A 19,285-nucleotide genomic window follows, 5' to 3' on the forward strand; every position below is an offset into this window, starting at 1 on the left:
CTCACACTGGAAAAAGTGAAAGGATGTGCAAATAAAAACCCGGAAACTGAGAAATCAAAATGGAATCAGTTTCCGGGGGAAATATTAATTAAAGTTCAGAATCTTCATAACGGAAAAGCGGATGAATTGCATTGAAATCAGGTTTGATTGTAATCAGTTCATTGACCAAGCCATTGGATAGTCCATAAACCCATCCATGAATCTCTGGAGCATTTCTTTGCTTCCATGCTTTCTGAATGATTGAGGTTTTGATCAAATCCTGACACTGCTCCAACACATTGAATTCGACCAATTTATTCACTTTCGCAACATGAGTGGTCTCTTTATCCACTTCATCTTGATGAGTCTTATAGACCTCCTTGATATTTCGAAGCCATTTATTTATCAAACCATAGCTTTTACTACTGACTGCTGCATCTACTCCTCCACAGCCATAATGTCCACAGACAATCACATGTTCAACTTTTAGGTATTCAACGGCGTATTGAAGCACAGAAAGCATATTCAGATCAGTATGCACCACCATGTTTGCAATATTTCGATGGACAAAGATTTCTCCTGGATCGGTACCGGTTATTTCATTGGCGGGTACTCGGCTGTCAGAGCATCCTATCCAAAGAAATTTAGGCTTTTGCTGATGGGCTAAGCGATCGAAGTACTTTTTGTCAAATGAAAATTTTTCCTCTGACCAAGCCTTATTCTGAAGTAAAAGTCGTTCGTAATCGTTCATGCGTTTTCCTTTAGATTATAATCAAATCCCTCTATTTTTATTTTGATGTTTTTATCATGAGCCGATTCAATGAATGCGTTGAGTACATCTCTGATATCCTGATCAATAAATTTAGCCTTTATTCCATTGATGATAACAAAACTATTTTCGGGTATCATCGCCAAATTATTTTTTAAAGGAGCCTTGTTTAGGAAGGAAACATCCTTGTTGAGTTTGACTAAATAATTACCGTTTCTTTCCGTTACAGTAATTGCTTGTTTGAAGTTAGTTTTAATTACAAAAAACATCCCGACCACCATTCCTATTCCTATTCCAGTCAATAAGTCAGTGAATAAAATCGCGATAATAGTCGCGACAAAAGGCAGAAATTGATTCAATCCCTTTTCCCATTCATGGACGAAAATGGAAGGTTTGGCAAGTTTATATCCTACAATGAACAACACAGCTGCCAAGCAGCTTAATGGAATTTTATTTAACAACACAGGGATTGCCACTACCAAAACTGCCAGTAGGATACCATGAAAAATAGCGGATAATTTTGTTTTGGCGCCTGAAGTAATATTCGCCGAGGTCCTGACAATAACGGCCGTCACCGGAAGTCCACCAATTAATCCGGACACCGTATTTCCTATACCCTGAGCCACTAATTCCCTGCTGGGGGGGCTGATTCGCTTTTGCGGGTCCATCTTGTCACCGGCTTCCAAACTCAGCAAGCTTTCGATACTTCCAATAATGGCGATAGTTGCTGCCACAACCCAAAAACTACTTGTGCCTATTAATCCAAAATCAGGTAGCGTGAACAGAGAACCCAATTCACCGACACCATTTAAAACAGGTATTGTGACAAGATGCTCATCATCCAAAATCCACTCAGGTTTGAAAGCGAAATAAAGTTCATTGATCAAAATCCCGGAGACAACCGCCCAAAGTGCCGGAGGAACAGCGCTGAGAACCTTGTTTTTCTTGATTTTGTGATGTTCAAAGCCAATGAGAATAATCATGGCAATAAGTATAATCGGAATTGCGCCCGGACTGAAATATTGAAGAGCAAGCCATATCTCTGAAAAAGTGTTCTGATTATCAGTTTGTTGAAAGGCCATTGCGCCCATTAGGTCTTTGTCGTACCCAATAGCATGGGGAATTTGCTTCAGAATCAAGATTAATCCGATAGCTGAGAGCATTCCTTTGATTACAGAATGGGGGAAATAATAGCCCAAAACTCCAGCTTTTAAAAATCCCAATCCAACCTGAAATAAGCCCGCTACAACCACAGCGGCTAGAAAAAGTGGAAATGTACCGAGTGAGCTAATAGAATCTAAAACAATCACTGTAAGACCCGCAGCCGGCCCACTCACACTGACATGCGATCCTGAAAGTGCGCCAACAATAATTCCACCAACGATTCCGGCAATTAATCCGGACATAGGAGGGGCTCCACTGGCTATCGCAATACCAAGACAAAGCGGTAAGGCCACAAAAAAGACAACCAAACTTGATTTCAGATCATATTTTAAATTTTTGCCAAAAAGTTCGTTCATATTTTTTTATTCGGGTGAATTCCGTTCAAGAAAAGACATTCTTTTCAAATGTAAAATTAATGCAACGAATCTTTGGAAAAATTCAATGAACGGAAAAAATATATTAACTCAACAAACTTAAAAATCTTTGGTCAATCAATTGGAAATCATAGCTTTCCAGAGTAGCATCCATTTTAGATTTAATTTCATCTAAACAAAGATTTCCAATACTTCCCTCATGGGTGTGGTTTAGCTGGTTCTGGTTTGGCGCAAAATGATCCGCTTCGATTTCCAGTCCAACCTGCTTATAGGCATCACGAAATGGGACCCCTTTTAGTACTAAATCATTGACCACTTCTACAGAAAACACATGCTTGTAAAAAGGGTCTTGGAGGATATTCTGACGTACTTTGATCGATTTTAGCATGAAAGTAGTCATAGCAAGGCAGGACTTCAATTTTTCGATTCCCGGGAAAATTTCCTCTTTGAGCAATTGCAGATCACGATGGTATCCTGTGCTCATATTGGTCAGCAGATAGCTGACTGTTGTAGATAGACCCTGAATCTGATTTGTTTTTGAGCGGATCAATTCAAATACATCCGGATTTTTTTTGTGTGGCATAATGCTACTGCCGGTAGTCAAATCATCCGGAAATGAAACAAACGCGAAATGTTGATTCATAAAGAGGCATACATCAGTCGCCAATCTATTCAGTGTCGCCGCAATTCCTGACATTGCAAAAGCCAATGTACGTTCGGTTTTACCTCGGCTGTTTTGTGCATTGATGACATTGTGATGCATATCTGCAAACCCCAACAATTCTGTGGTCATTGTTCTGTCCAAAGGAAAACTGGAGCCGTACCCGGCAGCGGATCCCAAGGGGTTTTTGTTACTCAAATCAAAGGCAACTTTCAGCAAGCCTAGATCTTCTGTCAATCCTTCGGCAAAAGATCCGAACCACAAGCCAAAGGAGGACGGCATCGCCAATTGGGTGTGCGTGTAGCCTGGCATGAGGTCATTTTTATGTTTGGCTGAAAGCTCCACAAGCAAGTCAAAAAGGGTCTGGGATTCTTCCACAATTTCACGGATTGCAGCACGATAGTACAATTTCAGATCGACCAATACCTGGTCATTTCGACTTCTACCACTGTGAAGTTTTTTTCCGACTTCCCCATAACGCGCTGTAAGCAAAAATTCAACTTGAGAATGTACATCCTCAACACCGGGAGAAATACTGAATTTACCCTGCTCGATTTCGAAGTAGATTTCCTTCAATCCTTTTTGCAATATTTCGTTTTCCTCAACCGTCAAAAGTCCGATTTTTGTCAGCATGTGCGCATGAGCCATAGAACCCAAGACATCAAAAGGAGCTAAAATGATGTCAAATTCCGGATCTCTGCCGATGGTGAATTGTTCTACTTCCTGTTTGCTGCCGGTGGCTTTTTGCCAGAGTTTCATGGGATGGTTCTTTAGCTGAGTTCAGCGTATTTATTGATAATTGAGATGTAGCCTTGAATTCCTTTTCTGATTTCTTCAATAAAAATGAATTCGTCGGCAGAATGAGAGCGTGCCGAATCACCCGGACCAATCTTGACAGAAGGCCAGGGAATTAAGGCCTGATCAGATAGGGTAGGACTACCAAAATTTTCAAGTTCCAGTTTATCCGAAACTCGATACATCAGGTGTCCTTCAGGGAGATGCGAAGACTGCAATCGCATAGACCGAGGGGTAAGTTCGGCTTTTAACTTGGATTTTAACTCTTCGAAAGCTTCCTCAAGGGTATATGCGTCCGTTACACGTACATCTAAGGTGAATTCACAAAGGTCAGGAATTACATTATGTTGCTGTCCTGCTTTGATCACGGTGGCGGTTACTTTGGTCCTGCCCAAAAATGAGCTGGATTTGAAGAATTGAAAGTTTCGGATTTCGTCCAAATCCTCCATTGCCAGATAGATCGCATTGATGCCTTCTTCTCTAGCCGCATGACCCGCTTTGCCCTGAATTTTCGCATCGATTACCAACAGTCCTTTTTCCGCGACAGCTAGTCGCATTTGGGTAGGCTCACCGACGATGGCCAATTCCGCCTCAGGAAGTATGGAGATCAGAGAAGAAATTCCATTTGAGCCCGAAATCTCCTCCTCTGCAGAAGCGATGATCAGCAGGTTAAATGGTAAGGACTTGCCTATAAAATGACAAAAGCAAGCAATCAAACTTACTAATGGACCTCCCGCATCATTACTCCCCAAGCCGAACAGTTTTCCTTCTTCAACAATCGCCTTGAATGGGTCTTTGGTATAACCCGAATTCGGCTTTACAGTATCGTGGTGTGAGTTTAGCCAAATCGTAGGCAAAACGGGATTGTAATCATTCGCAAAAGCCCAAATGTTATTTCCTTGCCGATTGACTTCAATTCCTTTTTGATTCAAAAAAGTCTCAATACGATCCGCTGTTTTATTTTCTTCTTTTGAAAAAGAAGGAGTCTCGATCAAGTCCTTGAGTAATTGGATAGCATCCTCAAAAAGTACAGCAATGTTTTCCATCAGTAAAGATCGTAACGATTTCGCTCTATGGTTGTACCGGATAATTTTCCTTTTGCCGCGAGAAGTAAGTTTTCCGCTTTCCCTATCCAGACATTATTTACCCCTTTTTCCAGTGCGGCAAAGGCATTGTCCAGTTTGGGAATCATACCCGAATGAATCACATTTTCCTTGCGAAGCTCCGCATAAATATCTTCGTTGATCAATGGAATAATGGACATGTCGTTTTTTTCATCTACCAAAACCCCATTTTTGTTAAAACAGAAATACAGATTGACCTGATGCTCTTCCGCTAAGCTAGTTGCTAAAGCAGAAGCGATAGAATCTGCGTTAGTATTGAGTAATTGACCCTTTTTGTCATGTGTGATCGCATTGACCACAGGATGTAAACCAGCGGAAAGCAGGGTTTTGATCAACTCGGTATTTACTTCCTGGATGTCACCGACAAATCCATAGTCAATTCCCTTTACAGGTCGCTTGATAGATCTGATTAAGTTTCCGTCAGCGCCGGTCATACCGATGGCATTGACTTTCAGGGCCTGAAGCTTAGCCACCATATTTTTATTGATCAATCCCGCATAGACCATGGTCACAATGTCAAGTGTGTCCTTATCTGTAATCCGACGACCATCAACCATCTCGGGCATGACTCCCATAGATTCTCCAAAGCGGGAGGCCATGATTCCACCTCCATGAATGAGAATTTTATGTCCCGGAAATTTTGCGAAAAGTGCTAAAAACTCATCCAACTTCTCAGGGAAGTCGATGACGTTTCCGCCGATTTTGATGATTGATATCTTCATAGGTTTGGATGCTTAAACAGGATTATCCAAGGAGTTTCCCGATTACAGCTTGAGCTGCATAAATTCTGTTTTCTGCCTGCTTCTGCACCAAAGAACGTGCCCCATCGAGGATTTCATCAGAAAGTTCCAGGTTTCTTCTGACCGGCAGGCAGTGCATTACTTTGGCTTCTTTTGCTTTTTTTAAATGCTTTTCGGTAAGCATCCACGAATGATCCGTTGAAAGAATTTTACCATAATCATTGAAGGATGACCAGTTTTTAACATACACAAAATCAGCATCTTCAAGAGCTTTACTTTGATTATATTCTAGGCTTGCACCTTTTGTAAAAGCTTCATCCAATTCATATCCTTCCGGATGAGTAATCGTCAAGTCATGGCCCATTCCCAATGTCCATTCTGAAAAACTGTTTGCAACCGCGTGAGGGATAGCTTTGATATGGGGTGCCCAAGTTAACACCACCTTTGGCTTTCTTTTTCCTTCGGCAAATTCCTGAATAGTGATCTGATCGGCCAAACTTTGAAGCGGATGACGAACAGCAGACTCTAAGCTGACAACAGGTTTTCCACTATATTTTACGAATTGACCAAACACAAAATCATTCACATCTTCTTCTCGATTTGTCAAAGATGGAAATGCACGAATCGCCAAAATATCGAAGTATGAACCCAATACACCAGCAGCATCCTTGATGTGCTCAACAGTTCCTTTGTTCATGATGGCGCCTTCTTTCATCTCTAAGGCCCAACCTTCTTTGTCCATATTCAGGACGATCGCTTCCATTCCCAGATTTTGCGCTGCGATTTGAGTGGAAACTCGCGTCCGAAGGGAGGGATTTAAAAAAATACAACCGACACGCTTCCCCTGACCTTTTGCGAGATCCAATCTCGGATTGGCTTTGTAGACCAGCGCAAGATCAATCAATTCCTGACCCAATTCCTTGGACTCAAACTTTATAAAATGCTTCATTTAATGCGGAGCTAGGGTATTAAAAAACTCAGTTACTCAATATTTCTTTCAAAGCGACTAAGAACGAATTTAATTGATTCCAATCTACAGACAAAGGAGGGAGTAATCGAATCGTTTGCTTTTTGGCTGCAGAACCAGTGAAAATGTGATATTTCTTCACCAATTCAGTGCGGACAGGGCCAGCGTCTCTGTCCAAATCTATTCCGATCATCAGACCTTTTCCTCTGACATCGGTGATGCCAGGAATTTGCTTTAATTCTTCGATTAACTTTTCGCCAAGGTCTAAAGCTTTGGACTGAAGTTTTTCAGCTTCCAAAACCTCCAATACAGCCAATCCAGCTGCACAAGCTAGATGATTTCCTCCAAAAGTGGTTCCGAGTAAACCATAGCTTGCCTTAAACTCCGGAGAAATCAAAAGTCCACCAATAGGAAAGCCATTTCCCATTCCCTTAGCCATAGTGATCAGATCCGGCATGACGCCCTCTACCCACTGATGGGCAAAAAAGCGACCTGTTCTTCCATAACCGGATTGAACTTCATCCAAGATCAGCTTGGCTGTATACTTTTTTGCCAATGCCGAAATTCCCAGGAGAAATTCAACGGAAGGAACTTGGATACCACCGACTCCCTGAATTCCTTCGATAAGTATACCTGCAATAGTGTTGGTCTTCAAAGTTTCTTCCACAGCATCCAAATCTCCCCAAGGCAAGATGTGGAAATCTTCACGTGCATTGCAGGGAGCAATGATTTTGGGATTGTCGGTCAAAGCAACTGCTCCGGAAGTTCTTCCATGAAATGAACCTGTAAATGCAATGAATCCTGATTTTCCGGTTTCAAAAGATGCCATTTTGATGGCATTTTCATTGGCTTCGGCGCCAGAATTACAAAGAAATAGCTGATAGGAGTGCAGGCAAGATAGGTGGCCCAGCTTATCGGCAAATTCTTTTTGAATAGGAATCTGAATGGAATTGGAATAGAAGGCGATTTGATCCAATTGATCTTTGATGCGCTTCACATAGTGGGGATGGGTATGACCGATAGAAATCACTGCGTGACCTCCATACAAATCCAAATATTCCTGTCCCTGATCATCCCAAAGTTTAGATCCTTCAGCTTTCACCAAAGTAACTGGAATCAGGGGGTATACGTCGAATAAATTCATTTTTAAAGTACGATTTACGAAATACGATTTACGAGGTCTAAATGCTCCTCGATCCTCAATTTCAAATGTTGAACTTCGAATTGCAAAAATCGAAGTTGAATGTTTTATCTAAAGTCTTGTGTCTAATGTCAAGTGTCTTGCATTTAAAATGCAATAGACTTCAAATTCAATCCTGTCCTTTCATCCAGCCCAAAAGCCAAATTCAAATTCTGAACAGCCTGTCCTGATGCACCTTTCAGCAGATTATCAATTGCAGAATAGATGACCAATTGTCCGGCTTCTTTTTGGATATGGAGGATGCATTTATTCGTGTTCACTGCTTGCTTCAAATCAATATCCGGTGTGGACACATGAGTAAATGCCGCATTTTTATAGAACTCATGATAGGCTTTTACAGCTTCCTCTTCAGTTCCTTCAAAAGGAAAATAGGCTGTGACCCAGATTCCACGGGAGAAATTGCCTCTGTAGGGGACAAACAGTAAATCTGAACTGAAGTCAGGATTAATTTGCCTGAATGTCTGCTTAATTTCATTGAGGTGCTGATGCGTAAAAAGCTTGTACACGGACATGTTACCACTTCGGTAGCTGAAGTGTGATGTTTCGCCAAGCTTTTTCCCGGCACCGGTGCTACCCGTGATTCCTGTGATCTGAACAACATCCTTCACCCAGCCTTTTGCAATTGCTGGTGCTAAGGCCAATTGAATTCCAGTGGCAAAGCAACCCGGATTAGCGATACGTTTTGCAGATTTGATTTTTACAGCATTCACTTCAGGAAGGCCATAGACAAAACCCTCAGATTCATTTCTGAAGTCTGTCGAAAGATCAATAATGACAGTATCAGGACTAAAAGCATGAGCTTCCAAAAATCCTTTGGTTTCGCCATGTGGCAAACCCAAAAAAACTGCATCTATTCCTTCATTTGGAACTTGATCTGAGAAAACCAGATCACAATCTCCGATCAAATCGGGATGAACTTCCGCTACTTTTTTGCCTTTTTGGCTATTGGAATGCACACAGACAAGCTCACAGGCAGGATGGTGGACCAGAATCCGGAGTAATTCTCCTCCGGTGTATCCCGCTGCACCGATGACTGCTGTTCTGATTTTAGTCATGGCTGTTTACTTTGTGGAAGATGGAAGTTTGGTTTCCCAAAATACGGGTAAAGCCTTTTACATCTTCACCGGTGTACCCCTTGTTCATTTCACCATAGCTTCCAAACTTCGACGACATCAAATCGTGATCTGATTTGATTCCCAGTAAGGTAAATCGGTAAGGCTGAAGCAAAACACGAACATCTCCGGTAACATATTTTTGGGTGTCTTCGAGGAAAGCTTCCAGATTTCGCATCACCGGATCCAAATAATGTCCTTCATGCAGGTGATTACCATAGAATTCAGACAACTGGTTCTTCCAGAACATCTGCCATTTGGTGAGCGTATGCTTTTCCAGAAGTTGATGTCCCTTGATGATGATAATTGGTGCAGCAGCTTCAAAACCCACACGACCTTTGATTCCAATGATCGTATCGCCGACATGAATGTCACGTCCAATCCCATAAGGTGCCGCCATAGCCTGCACTTTTTGAATTGCATCTACAGGGTTTTCGAAGACCACTCCGTCGACTCCTTTCAATTCTCCTTTAACAAAAGTCAATTTTATTTCTTTTGGGGAGGTTTCAGTGACTTGTGTAGGCCAAGCCTCTTCCGGAAGAAACTCAGAAGAAGTCAAGGTTTCCTTACCACCGACTGATGTTCCCCAAATTCCTTTATTAATGGAATATGCAGCCTTTTCAAAATTCATGGAAACACCATGTTTTTTCAGGTATTCGATTTCTTCCTGACGGGAAAGTTTCAGATCACGAATGGGGGTGATGATTTCGATATCCGGAACAATCGTCTGGAAAATCATATCAAATCTCACCTGATCATTTCCGGCACCGGTAGAACCATGCGCCACTGCTTTTGCACCGATAGACTTGGCATATTCTGCCAAGGATTTTGCCTGAAGAATTCGCTCTGCGGAAACAGAAAGTGGATAGGTTGCATTTTTTAAGACATTACCGAAAACCAAAAACTTGATCACTTCCTGATAATAGGTATCCAATACTTCCAGAATATGGAAAGATGCTACACCTAGCGTTTTTGCCCTTGCCTCGATGGTTGCTAACTCTTCTTTGGAAAAGCCACCTGTATTTACAATGACGGCATGAACTTCATAGCCCAAATCCTTGGTGAGGTGAAGTGCGCAAAATGTGGTATCCAAGCCTCCACTGTAGGCTAAAACAACTTTCTTCATTTTAATATTAAATAGGTTTGTTCACTTAGGAAATGAATTAAAGGAAAATGCTTAGTGCCGAATCTTTGGTCTTATTCAGTTTGAGCATGACATATTTTTTGAGTCTGACCCAACGGTCAAATAGTTTGAGTTCTTTTTTGAAATCATCTCGCAATGCCAAGTCTTCAGTGTGATTTCGTTTGGCATTTGGATCATACAGCATGGCTGTGCAAAGGCAGTTTTGACGATTTTTGGACATCAAAATTTCATAATTCACACAGCTTCTGCACCCTTTCCAGAATTCCTCGTCATCCGTTAGATCAGAATAAGATACAGGAATATAGCCTAATTCGGAATTGATTTTCATCACAGCTGCACCGGTTGTTAAACCGAAAATTTTAGATTCCGGGTATTTTTTACGACTGAGCTTGAATATTTCCCGCTTAATCTTTCTTGCTAATCCATACTTTCTAAACTCGGGAGATACAATCAAACCGGAGTTGGCCACGAATTTACCATGCCCCCAAGCTTCGATGTAACAGAATCCCGCCCAAGTTCCGTCAGCTGTCAAGGCAATCACTGCCTTACCTTCTTCCATTTTTGTTTCGAGGTAAGCAGGGCTTCTTTTAGCGATTCCTGTTCCACGGGCTTTGGCGGAATTTTCCATCTCGTCTGCTATGGTGACGGAATAAGCCTTGTGGGAAGAATCGGCTACGATGATTTTGAAAGAAATTTCTTCCATAATGGACTGCATGAGTTAACTCCATCAAACGATGAAGTGTGAAGATTAAGATGAGAAGTCAAGGATTATTCGGAGTATGTTTTCCACGTAGGAAAACAGAAAATATTACAGGGTCAAACCCTATAGGTAAACCTATTCCTCCTTGATGGAGCAAAAAATGGCATAGCAATAGTCAATACTTCCACTTTGGTGGGAGTAGTGAAAACAGGCGCTATGTAAGATTGGTTAATCATGCTCTTGAAGCTGCAAATGTTATACCTCAAATAATAGATTACAAGAAAATCATATAAAAATTTGATTTAATTGAGATAATATCTTGCATTCAATACTTCTACATGTTTTAAAACTCTCCAAAACCCTTAACCCAAATAAAATTCGGCGGAAATACTAAAGTGTTTTAAAGGAGGGGATCAGAATATATTAGACTTCCAACTATCGCTTTTTAAGTTCTAATGCTATACTGCCAATTCTTACCAATAACTCCCAAATGCTATCCTGCCATTTCTTTCAATGCCCTAACCAATTGATCCAGTTCAACTGTGGAAGTGTAAATATTTGGGGAAACCCGAACACCCCTGACACCGGATCCATCTATCGGCGCAGTGAAGATTTTGTACTTTTCCATCAGGATTTTCCCCATTTCAGCAGGAGTAATTTTTTCTACCCATACATTACCTATTCCGCAGGATCGCTCGGGATTTATTGGTGTATTGACTTGGATTCCGGGATGATTTCTGACTTGGTCTGACCAATATTTTTGCAAAAACCGCAGTCGATCCTCTTTTCTCTTTAAACCAATTTTATTCTGAAATTCTATAGCGTTGATCACGGAGAGGTCAGTGGCGGCTGGATGGGTTCCGATATGGTTGAGATATCCAATAGTTTTGAGATTCAAATCAAATGGAGCCAAAAGTGGCTGGATCTTGCTGATTTTGTCTTTTTTCACATATAGCATCCCTGCTCCGAGTGGCACGCTCAGCCATTTGTGAAGACTGCTGCCGTAGTAGTCGCAATCCAAGTCATGCATATTAAATGCGAAATGCCCCACTGCATGGGCCCCATCCAGCATGATTTCGACGCCTCGTTCATGCGCCATATCGGCAATTTTTCTGACTGGCAAAATTTGTCCTGTGATATTCACAATATGCGGAACCATGATCAATCTGGTTTTTGAACTTATGGCCCTGCGGTAGACATCAACTATTTCCTCATCATTTTCAGGATGTATGGGAATATCTACTTTGACAGTTTTGATTCCCCATCTTTTGGAAGCCATCTCAAACATGGTCTGCATGCTCCCATAATCCTGATTTGCAAAAACCGCTTCATCACCAGCTTTCCAGGGATATCCTGAGATGATCAAGTCTAATGATTCTGTCGTATTTCTTGTCAATACCACTTCCTCAGAGAATGCCCCAACGAGTTCGGCAAGCATGGCTGCAGACTTGGCTTTGTTTTCAAACTGGACCCCACGCATGTAAAAGGATGCCTGATAGTTGATCTCCCGAATGTGCTCAATGTATTTCTCCAGCGTTTCCTGAGGTAAAAAGCAGTAATACCCATTCTCCAAATTGATGTAATCCGGTTTGATTCGGTAGCCGGCACGGATTTGATCCCAGATATCAGCTGAAGAGAAGTCTAGCTCGCCCAGAGAAAAAGGAGCCGCCTTTACCGACAATATTGAACTGCTGCCAATACCTAGAGCAGCCAAGGATTTGATGAAGGAACGCTTGTTCATGGTAAGGGGAGGTGGTTAGAAAACATAGGAAAGTAAAAACAGAAGTACCAAAAAAATAGCCATCCATGTAATCCATGGAGCTCGTTTTGGAAATTCAAATTGGCAGATGGGACAGACAGTTGATTTGGAATCAACTTCCATCGCGCAGGAGGGACATTCTTTGGTTTTCACGGATAGGACTTGAACTCTTTGGTACAAAATCAGATTTGTCATTTAAGTAAATAAAAAAAGCTATGAAAATCGAGATTTGGTCTGATGTTGTTTGTCCTTTTTGTTACATCGGTAAAAGAAAGTTGGAAAAGGCAATTGAAAAACTCTCCTTTAAAGACAAGGTTGAGGTCGAGTGGAAAAGTTTTCAGCTCAATCCCGATCAAAAAACAAATCCTTCGATCAATACCTTGGAGCATTTATCGGAATCCAAAGGTTGGTCAATGAAGCAAACCCTTGAGATCACTTCCAATGTGGTCAATATGGCAGCTGCCCAGGGATTGGTGTTTGATTTTGAAAAAGCAGTAGTTGCGAATACCCGAAATGCTCATCGTCTGATTCATTTGGCAAAAGAGTCCGGAAAAGGTGATGCAATGAAGGAGCGTTTGCTGAGCGCTTATTTTTCCGAAGGTAAAAATGTGGATGACTTCGCAACTTTGATTTCTTTGGGTAAGGAAGTTGGCTTGAAGGAAGAAAATATTAAAGCAATGCTTGAGACAGATCAGTTTGATGAAGCTGTAGATCAAGATATTTATGAATCAAGACAAATCGGAGTAAAAGGTGTTCCATTTTTTGTTCTTGACGGAAAATTCGGAATCTCAGGTGCTCAGCCTGACGAAGTATTTGATCAGACTTTGGAAAAAGCCTGGGCGGAATTTGCCAAAAGCAATCCCATCTTTGATATGGCTGGCAATTCCGAAGGGGAAAGCTGTGATGTGGATGGAGAAAATTGTCTCTGAAGTATAACGCTCACAGATTTCTCGGATTTTCACAGATGAACTCATTTAATCATCTGTGTTTATCAGTGTCATCTGTGAGCTAAATTCTTTCACCAAACTCCTCGTGTTTTCATTTTTAGGGTATAGACCGCATCCATAGCGGTTATGAAGAGTGTTTTGCGATCCAAAGCACCAAAAGCCACATTAGCAGTCCAATTGGCAGGAACGGGAATATGCGCTACCTGGGTACCATTTCGGTCAAAAACAGTGACCCCTTTACCGGTGAGATAGACATTTCCTTTTTCATCTATGGTCATTCCATCAGAACCCATTTCGCAGAAAAGTGTCTTGTTGGTCAAATAGCCATCTTCCATCACATCGTATTTCCAGGTCTTTTTTGCACCGATATCTGCTATGTACAGATGCTTGCCATCGGGAGTTCCTACGATGCCATTTGGCTGGGTAAGATCCTCTGTTACTCTGAAAAGTTCTGATCTATCGGCAGAAAGAAAATACACATGCTGGCCATCCTGATCCATTTCTTTGGATCTGATCCCTTCCCAATAGGGTCTTGCATAAAGGGGGTCTGTGAAATACAATCCACCTTTGGGACGTACCCAAACATCGTTGGGTCCATTCAGTTTTTTTCCCTTAAAGGAAGGGACGATCACTGTTTCCTCCCCGGTATTTTGGTCAATGGCCCATAATTCATTTTTAAGATCCGCGGCCGCGATGAGTGTTCCGTCAAGTTGAAAATATAGACCATTTGCTCGCCCGGTTCCTTCTTTGAAAAGCGTCACTTTATTGCTTCCCGCAGACCATTTGTAAATTTTGTCATTGGGTTGGTCTGTGAAAAAGATATCCCCCATTCGGTTGACTGCAGGACCCTCTGTAAAGCTAAATCCATCTTTGACTTTGACCAATTCCGCTCCTTTTGCGACAATTCCACGTTTATCCTCTATTTGGGCAAAAACTGAGAGAGAACCTACAAGAAAGGCCGATAAGACTATTGCATTTTTAAAATTCATACGCATTGATTATTGGAGTTAATTACGTTGCATGACTACTACTAGCTTTTTCAATTCTGGACTGTAGGCCATTCGGGATATATTTTGATGAGTTGAAGATTCTACTTTTCCCAGAAATTCCCACTCAGAATGATTTGATTTCTTTCGATAAATATTATTTCCACTAGCCATCAGAAGGTAATTACTGTCTAGCCAAATGAAATCCAACGAACCTGCTAAGCCAAATCCCAAAACATCAGATTTACCGCTTTCGATATCATAAGTCCGAATGGGTAGTGCAAGACCCTGGTCAGTTTCCTTAGGGGATTTCATTGATAAATATCCGATTTGGGAGGTTTTAGGTCTCCGTTTCACAGCACGCCCGATATGATTGTCAATTTCCAAAAGATCACCTTTTCCTCTGGCATAGGAAAGCTTGTTTGGTTCGCCAAGGATAAACATTGCCGCCTTGTTATCATACCAGTCGTAATATCCGACGGGAGCAATATCATCATATAATAATTCTGGCTCACCAAAGTTGGTTGGGTATAACCACAGCCTTTGCTTACCATCCGGCTCCACGACTACTGCTGAAACATACAACCCGCAGTCTGTTAAAGTGGGCGAGAATTCACTTCGATCGGAAGTCTTGCTCAGATTGGTAAATTTTTCTGAGGTAAAATTGTAAACTATGATATCATGATTTCCATTTTCATCGGCAGCCGAAAAAACCAATTGGTACTCGTTGATAAAATTGGGCTGATTGTCATACTCAGGTCGGTTGGTAAGTGGCTTTGCTGTTTCGGTCAGGACGTTAAACTTTCGTCCCTTTCCCTTTGTGTCCATTACCCAAATGTCAAAACCTCCCTGAGCCTGAGTGATTTGAGTTTGAAAAACAAGCAAAAGTGAAAGTGTGATGAGAAATTTAATCATGAATGTGAGTTCTAAGCCAACCAAATTACAAAATGCAGGTTAGATTGACGTGAGTAAATTACATCTATATACCAATTCTTTGTTTGACGATCTTCGTCAGCAGCAGGATGAACTTGCTGACCGAGCAATCTCCGCCTTGATCCAAAACCCGGATTGGGTCAAAACCATCAACTCGTGGGAAAGAATTCCTGATAAATTATCACAGGATTTTTCAAAAGAGGTCACTGATTTTTTTGAGTTTTACAGAAGAACAGACTCATCTGCGGTAAAGGCTATTCTAGAACGAGGCCAACAATTTTTTGAAAAAAACGGAGATTTGTACACAGCCATGCTTGGTTTTTATTCCTTGCCTTATTGTTATGCTTTCGCCGATGGGGCAGAGGTTTTGGTTAGATCCAAGCGAATCATTGATGCTATTGGAGAGCGACTTGGGGAGACCGGATACTTTGTGATGGAAATTTTTCGACCCGGAGCATTTATATCGGACGACAGGGCCTATTTGGTTTGCGCCAAGGTTCGGCTGATTCATGCTTTTAGCAGGTATTTTATCAAGCATTATGCAAAAGATTGGCAGTCCACTTACGGCATGCCAGTTAATCAGGAGGATATGATCGGGACGAATATTGCTTTTAGCCAAATCGTGCTCAGAGGACTCTTTAAGTTGGGAATATCGATAGATGAGGCTGAGCATCAAGCAGTGTTAGCTTATTGGAAATGGATCGGGGAGTTGATCGGAATTGAGGTAAACTATTGGCCTGAAACCTCCAAAGAGGCTTTTGAGCTGGATAAATTGATTCGATCAAGAAATATCCGAGCCTCAGCGGCTGGTCAAAAATTAATCGGTGCCTTGCTCAGTTATTACCGGAAAGCAGTTCCTGATGCTGCCTTGGCATCACAAGTTGAAGGAATTGTTTCCTTTTTCTTAGGTAAAGAAGCCTCAAAAGCACTTAATCTTAAATCAGAAATATCTATTCAAGGTGATCTACTCGGATTGTTCTTCAAATTGAATGGATTAAAGAATTTCGGAGCGAAAAAAAGCTATACTACCCTCAAAAGAGCACTCGATCAACAGCAAATCCAGCAGTTTGGAAAACTGATGACCATCCAACTTCCTGTCATTTCCCGTTCGTAATCGGACACAATTTTGTACGCTAATCAGGCAGTCATTTTAAACTAGGGCGGTAGCTGGCGCTTTTGAGCCACATTTGCATGCTGGCACCTTTTTCGTACTTTGAGAGCCATGAAGCAATTCATCCCATATCTTAATCGATTCCCGCTGGAGTTGGTCTTTTGGATCGGAAGCATAATCGCCATTCTGATGCTCGACCCTCACTCCGGAAGTCACCTGAGTCTTTGTCCGCTCAGTCAGCTCGGAATCGATTGGTGTCCGGGTTGTGGATTAGGAAGGTCCATGAGTCTCTTGGCGCATGGAGAATTTGAGGCCTCCTTGTCTATGCATCCGCTCGGTATACTTGCCTACGGGGTGATCTTTCACCGAATTTGGAATCTTGTAAAAAACCTTAAAACAACACACAATTATGGCAAATGTATTGAGACACCTTCCTGAACTGGAAGGAATGGAACTGGGGTACATCCAGGGTTTGATGAAAAACATGGATGAGGACCAAGCGTCCCTCTTCGCCCAAGTCTACCGGGCACGAAGAAAAGACGCGCAGATGATTTTAATTCTGACCTTGATCGGTTTCTTTGGATTTGCCGGTTTGCATCGGTTTATCCTTGGTCAAATTGGGCTTGGTATACTGTACATCCTGACACTTGGCTTGTGTTTTATCGGTACAATTGTCGACTTGGTCAACTATAAAAGTTTAGCCTATGAATACAATGTGAAAATGGCTCATGAAACTTTGGCCATGATTTCCAATCACTTCCCAACCATGGGTAATTCATCTGTCTAATCTCCTTCAACTCTTAACTTTATTAGCCTCGGGTATCCGGGGCTTTTTTATTTGCAGGTATTGAGCCGATTTACCAATCCTCAGATTTGGCTGAGGGGATAATCCTTGTTTCAAATTCCTCAAATTCAGCTTTACCTTTTTCCGACAGAATCAAATGATATTTTTGGAGCAATTCACCTGCGCTTTTCAACTCCTCAAAAGAAGCTTGGGAAATATGAAACGAAAGTTCGATCAGATTTTCAGCTTTGGGTGAAAATGGTGGAGCTATTGCTGAAGAAAAATAAAATGGCCACATGGTTTTTGCGCAGCTAATTCCCCAAAAGTCAATGGGGTATAGGGATGAATAACTAGTTAAGCGCTCATTTATTTCTTCAAAAAACCGCTCGGTTTCAGCTAATCTGATACGTGAGCCTGCACGCGATTTACCTTTGGTTTTGAGATGTTTAATCTGGGATTTTCCCTGTTTTTGTCTGACCATATAAGCTCTGAAAACCTTGTGGTCAATGAGCTGACCTTGATGAAAATATCCTGTGACGGCCTGTCCTGCCCGGATCAAAACCAATGAAAAATGTGTGTCCGGATTTTCGGCTATTTCAGCATCTTGAGAACATTCAACTGTCCAAGGCAGATAGATTTTTGCCAACCAATCCTGTCCTTCTTCAATCAAGATTTGGTGCTTTTCTTTAAGGTATGAAAAAATGAATTTCCGGTTTGAAGATTCAGCGATCAGCGCTTCAACAATTTTTTGGCTGATGATCCGAGCTTGTGGAATATTCATTTCTGTGGAAAAACTATTGGCTATATTTGCACAAATAAAGAGAAAATCATGCAGGAAAATATTCAAAAAGTTTTTGACCGGATGTGTGATCCCAAAGAATCCGAAGCTTATTTTTTTGCTGACAAGCTTGGGGGTTTGGCAGATGAAGAGGCAAAAGATAAACTTTTAGAATTGGTAAAAGGGGATAATTGGGAACTCGCCTACCTGTCTTGTAGAGCGCTATCCAAGACCAAGTTTCAGGAGGAAGCCTTAGATGTGATTTTCGAAACAATTTTTGACAAAAAGAACAAATCCGTGCAAGGAGCTTTTGTTCAGATTTTAGAGGATTTTGATCTGAGTGACCGATTTGTAGACGTCTTTAAAGTTTTCCTTTTTGGAAACTACAAAGCCTCAACACTTGCAAAAGTTTACCTCGATGAGGTTGAATTCGATATTACTCCCCGGACTATCCGCAAAGCTGAAAAGCATTGGAATCACTACCTGCACAATCCTGAGGATGAGGGAAGTGTCGAGGTGAAAAAGTCAGAAGTCGAGCCTATGTTACAGGAAATGAGGGAATTATTTTCCTGATCAATACAACAAATCCATTTTTCCTCAGTTTAATAAAGCATGAGGAAGCTGGAAGTAATTGAGTTACATCATCAGTTTTTTAACGATTTTGGATTTGAATTTCACTCAAGTAATTTGTTGTACCTTAAAAACTTTCCCCAAGGTCAGCAAGTAGTCTTTGTCCACTTTACAGAATACCCTGATGTCAGCTACCTGGAATATAACCTTGGCATTAGGATTCATGCTGTTGAGGAAATTATCCATCGATTTTTACCTACTCTCAGCGATTACTCGGATCGATCTATTACGCTGATTCAAACTCCCGACAAAATCGGAAAAACAATACCAAAGCGATTTGTCATTGAAAACGACAGTCAATTGGCAGAAGCGATCATGGCTGCGGAAAAGTTTTTCGTCATGCATGGATTTTATTGGCTGGACGAGATGATTCAGCCTGAAAATCTGGAAATAGCTTTTGCGGAGCGAAAAGAAAAGGCTTTCAAGACTCAAAACTTTGTTTACAATTCCTTTAGAGGAGTAACCCTAGCCAAAATCTACAATCCGGAAAACTATCCGGTTTTAAGGCAAATTTATCTTGAGAATATCAAGCAAAAAGAAATGACGCCGTTTACCATTGCTTCTTTTCTTCAGCTTTTGGATTACTTGGATAAGCTTGAGGTCTGATTTGAATGGAAAACCTAGAAA

20 protein-coding genes are annotated in these 19,285 nt (G+C 41.4%); 6 read left to right on the forward strand and 14 right to left on the reverse strand.

What is annotated here, in order from left to right; translation table 11 throughout:
* Positions 1–88 precede the first annotated feature (88 nt).
* From Q8M62_RS15480 to Q8M62_RS15530, 11 genes are all read right to left on the reverse strand, one after another.
* Complete coding sequence (locus tag Q8M62_RS15480) at positions 89–730, reverse strand: carbonic anhydrase (protein WP_304901537.1); 642 nt, start codon at positions 728–730, stop codon at positions 89–91.
* Positions 727–2,268: a SulP family inorganic anion transporter gene (locus Q8M62_RS15485; protein WP_304901536.1), complete on the reverse strand. Its 1,542-nt coding sequence runs from the start codon at positions 2,266–2,268 to the stop codon at positions 727–729. The genes Q8M62_RS15480 and Q8M62_RS15485 overlap by 4 nt, the downstream gene beginning before the upstream one ends.
* Before the next feature lie 103 nt (positions 2,269–2,371).
* On the reverse strand, positions 2,372–3,706 hold the full coding sequence (gene argH / locus Q8M62_RS15490; RefSeq protein WP_304901535.1) for an argininosuccinate lyase: 1,335 nt from the start codon (positions 3,704–3,706) through the stop codon (positions 2,372–2,374).
* A gap of 11 nt (positions 3,707–3,717) precedes the next feature.
* On the reverse strand, positions 3,718–4,788 hold the full coding sequence (locus tag Q8M62_RS15495) for a M20 family metallo-hydrolase (protein WP_304901534.1): 1,071 nt from the start codon (positions 4,786–4,788) through the stop codon (positions 3,718–3,720).
* Positions 4,788–5,588 (reverse strand): acetylglutamate kinase, encoded by an 801-nt coding sequence (gene argB, locus Q8M62_RS15500; RefSeq protein WP_304901533.1) that lies wholly within the window; start codon positions 5,586–5,588, stop codon positions 4,788–4,790. The genes Q8M62_RS15495 and argB overlap by 1 nt, the downstream gene beginning before the upstream one ends.
* 22 nt (positions 5,589–5,610) lie before the next feature.
* Positions 5,611–6,555, reverse strand: a complete 945-nt coding sequence (locus tag Q8M62_RS15505; protein ID WP_304901532.1) for an acetylornithine carbamoyltransferase — start codon at positions 6,553–6,555, stop codon at positions 5,611–5,613.
* 28 nt (positions 6,556–6,583) lie between these two features.
* Positions 6,584–7,717, reverse strand: coding sequence for an aspartate aminotransferase family protein (locus Q8M62_RS15510; RefSeq protein ID WP_304901531.1), 1,134 nt, complete (start codon positions 7,715–7,717; stop codon positions 6,584–6,586).
* Positions 7,718–7,860: 143 nt separating this feature from the next.
* Positions 7,861–8,829, reverse strand: coding sequence for an N-acetyl-gamma-glutamyl-phosphate reductase (argC, locus tag Q8M62_RS15515; protein WP_304901530.1), 969 nt, complete (start codon positions 8,827–8,829; stop codon positions 7,861–7,863).
* Complete coding sequence (locus Q8M62_RS15520) at positions 8,822–10,012, reverse strand: argininosuccinate synthase (protein ID WP_304901529.1); 1,191 nt, start codon at positions 10,010–10,012, stop codon at positions 8,822–8,824. The genes argC and Q8M62_RS15520 overlap by 8 nt, the downstream gene beginning before the upstream one ends.
* Before the next feature lie 37 nt (positions 10,013–10,049).
* Positions 10,050–10,733: a GNAT family N-acetyltransferase gene (locus Q8M62_RS15525; protein WP_092729896.1), complete on the reverse strand. Its 684-nt coding sequence runs from the start codon at positions 10,731–10,733 to the stop codon at positions 10,050–10,052.
* 490 nt (positions 10,734–11,223) lie between these two features.
* Positions 11,224–12,471 (reverse strand): aminotransferase class V-fold PLP-dependent enzyme, encoded by a 1,248-nt coding sequence (locus Q8M62_RS15530; RefSeq protein ID WP_304901528.1) that lies wholly within the window; start codon positions 12,469–12,471, stop codon positions 11,224–11,226.
* A gap of 233 nt (positions 12,472–12,704) precedes the next feature.
* On the opposite strand from Q8M62_RS15530, the gene Q8M62_RS15535 reads away from it, so the two are divergent.
* Positions 12,705–13,418, forward strand: a complete 714-nt coding sequence (locus tag Q8M62_RS15535) for a DsbA family protein (RefSeq protein ID WP_304901527.1) — start codon at positions 12,705–12,707, stop codon at positions 13,416–13,418.
* An 89-nt stretch (positions 13,419–13,507) separates the two neighbouring features.
* Here Q8M62_RS15535 and Q8M62_RS15540 read toward each other — a convergent pair whose 3' ends face one another.
* Positions 13,508–14,425, reverse strand: a complete 918-nt coding sequence (locus Q8M62_RS15540; protein ID WP_304901526.1) for an SMP-30/gluconolactonase/LRE family protein — start codon at positions 14,423–14,425, stop codon at positions 13,508–13,510.
* 18 nt (positions 14,426–14,443) lie between these two features.
* Positions 14,444–15,337 (reverse strand): hypothetical protein, encoded by an 894-nt coding sequence (locus Q8M62_RS15545; protein ID WP_304901525.1) that lies wholly within the window; start codon positions 15,335–15,337, stop codon positions 14,444–14,446.
* Between the two features lie 49 nt (positions 15,338–15,386).
* On the opposite strand from Q8M62_RS15545, the gene Q8M62_RS15550 reads away from it, so the two are divergent.
* The 3 genes from Q8M62_RS15550 (at position 15,387) to Q8M62_RS15560 (ending at position 17,253) form a co-directional block, all read left to right on the forward strand.
* Positions 15,387–16,469, forward strand: a complete 1,083-nt coding sequence (locus tag Q8M62_RS15550; RefSeq protein ID WP_305668191.1) for an oxygenase MpaB family protein — start codon at positions 15,387–15,389, stop codon at positions 16,467–16,469.
* 108 nt (positions 16,470–16,577) lie between these two features.
* On the forward strand, positions 16,578–16,904 hold the full coding sequence (locus tag Q8M62_RS15555) for a DUF2752 domain-containing protein (protein WP_304901523.1): 327 nt from the start codon (positions 16,578–16,580) through the stop codon (positions 16,902–16,904).
* Positions 16,876–17,253 carry a TM2 domain-containing protein gene (locus tag Q8M62_RS15560; RefSeq protein ID WP_092729862.1) on the forward strand — a complete coding sequence of 126 codons (378 nt, stop codon included), beginning with the start codon at positions 16,876–16,878 and terminating at the stop codon, positions 17,251–17,253. The genes Q8M62_RS15555 and Q8M62_RS15560 overlap by 29 nt, the downstream gene beginning before the upstream one ends.
* Positions 17,254–17,323: 70 nt before the next feature.
* Here the strand turns inward: Q8M62_RS15560 and Q8M62_RS15565 are convergent, their stop codons facing one another.
* A complete protein-coding gene (locus tag Q8M62_RS15565; protein WP_304901522.1) occupies positions 17,324–18,031 on the reverse strand; it encodes a hypothetical protein in 708 nt (235 codons plus the stop codon).
* A gap of 48 nt (positions 18,032–18,079) precedes the next feature.
* Between Q8M62_RS15565 and Q8M62_RS15570 the strand changes: the two genes are divergently transcribed.
* A complete protein-coding gene (locus tag Q8M62_RS15570) occupies positions 18,080–18,601 on the forward strand; it encodes a HEAT repeat domain-containing protein (protein WP_304901521.1) in 522 nt (173 codons plus the stop codon).
* A 39-nt stretch (positions 18,602–18,640) separates the two neighbouring features.
* Complete coding sequence (locus tag Q8M62_RS15575; protein ID WP_304901520.1) at positions 18,641–19,264, forward strand: hypothetical protein; 624 nt, start codon at positions 18,641–18,643, stop codon at positions 19,262–19,264.
* The last annotated feature ends 21 nt before the right edge of the window (positions 19,265–19,285 follow it).

Origin of the sequence: Algoriphagus sp., from assembly GCF_030694375.1 — a bacterium.
Lineage (GTDB): Bacteria > Bacteroidota > Bacteroidia > Cytophagales > Cyclobacteriaceae > Algoriphagus.

Excerpts from the sequence above, each read along its gene's own strand:
- Q8M62_RS15575 (WP_304901520.1), top strand. The coding sequence starts at position 18,641 with ATGAGGAAGCTGGAAGTAATTGAGTTACATCATCAGTTTTTTAACGAT.
- Q8M62_RS15510 (WP_304901531.1), bottom strand. The coding sequence starts at position 7,717 with ATGAATTTATTCGACGTATACCCCCTGATTCCAGTTACTTTGGTGAAA.
- argC (WP_304901530.1), bottom strand. The coding sequence starts at position 8,829 with ATGACTAAAATCAGAACAGCAGTCATCGGTGCAGCGGGATACACCGGA.
- Q8M62_RS15485 (WP_304901536.1), bottom strand. The coding sequence starts at position 2,268 with ATGAACGAACTTTTTGGCAAAAATTTAAAATATGATCTGAAATCAAGT.
- Q8M62_RS15535 (WP_304901527.1), top strand. The coding sequence starts at position 12,705 with ATGAAAATCGAGATTTGGTCTGATGTTGTTTGTCCTTTTTGTTACATC.
- Q8M62_RS15555 (WP_304901523.1), top strand. The coding sequence starts at position 16,578 with ATGAAGCAATTCATCCCATATCTTAATCGATTCCCGCTGGAGTTGGTC.
- Q8M62_RS15480 (WP_304901537.1), bottom strand. The coding sequence starts at position 730 with ATGAACGATTACGAACGACTTTTACTTCAGAATAAGGCTTGGTCAGAG.
- Q8M62_RS15495 (WP_304901534.1), bottom strand. The coding sequence starts at position 4,788 with ATGGAAAACATTGCTGTACTTTTTGAGGATGCTATCCAATTACTCAAG.
- Q8M62_RS15565 (WP_304901522.1), bottom strand. The coding sequence starts at position 18,031 with ATGAATATTCCACAAGCTCGGATCATCAGCCAAAAAATTGTTGAAGCG.
- argH (WP_304901535.1), bottom strand. The coding sequence starts at position 3,706 with ATGAAACTCTGGCAAAAAGCCACCGGCAGCAAACAGGAAGTAGAACAA.
- Q8M62_RS15520 (WP_304901529.1), bottom strand. The coding sequence starts at position 10,012 with ATGAAGAAAGTTGTTTTAGCCTACAGTGGAGGCTTGGATACCACATTT.
- Q8M62_RS15560 (WP_092729862.1), top strand. The coding sequence starts at position 16,876 with ATGGCAAATGTATTGAGACACCTTCCTGAACTGGAAGGAATGGAACTG.
- Q8M62_RS15505 (WP_304901532.1), bottom strand. The coding sequence starts at position 6,555 with ATGAAGCATTTTATAAAGTTTGAGTCCAAGGAATTGGGTCAGGAATTG.
- Q8M62_RS15525 (WP_092729896.1), bottom strand. The coding sequence starts at position 10,733 with ATGGAAGAAATTTCTTTCAAAATCATCGTAGCCGATTCTTCCCACAAG.
- Q8M62_RS15545 (WP_304901525.1), bottom strand. The coding sequence starts at position 15,337 with ATGATTAAATTTCTCATCACACTTTCACTTTTGCTTGTTTTTCAAACT.
- Q8M62_RS15570 (WP_304901521.1), top strand. The coding sequence starts at position 18,080 with ATGCAGGAAAATATTCAAAAAGTTTTTGACCGGATGTGTGATCCCAAA.
- Q8M62_RS15530 (WP_304901528.1), bottom strand. The coding sequence starts at position 12,471 with ATGAACAAGCGTTCCTTCATCAAATCCTTGGCTGCTCTAGGTATTGGC.
- Q8M62_RS15540 (WP_304901526.1), bottom strand. The coding sequence starts at position 14,425 with ATGAATTTTAAAAATGCAATAGTCTTATCGGCCTTTCTTGTAGGTTCT.
- argB (WP_304901533.1), bottom strand. The coding sequence starts at position 5,588 with ATGAAGATATCAATCATCAAAATCGGCGGAAACGTCATCGACTTCCCT.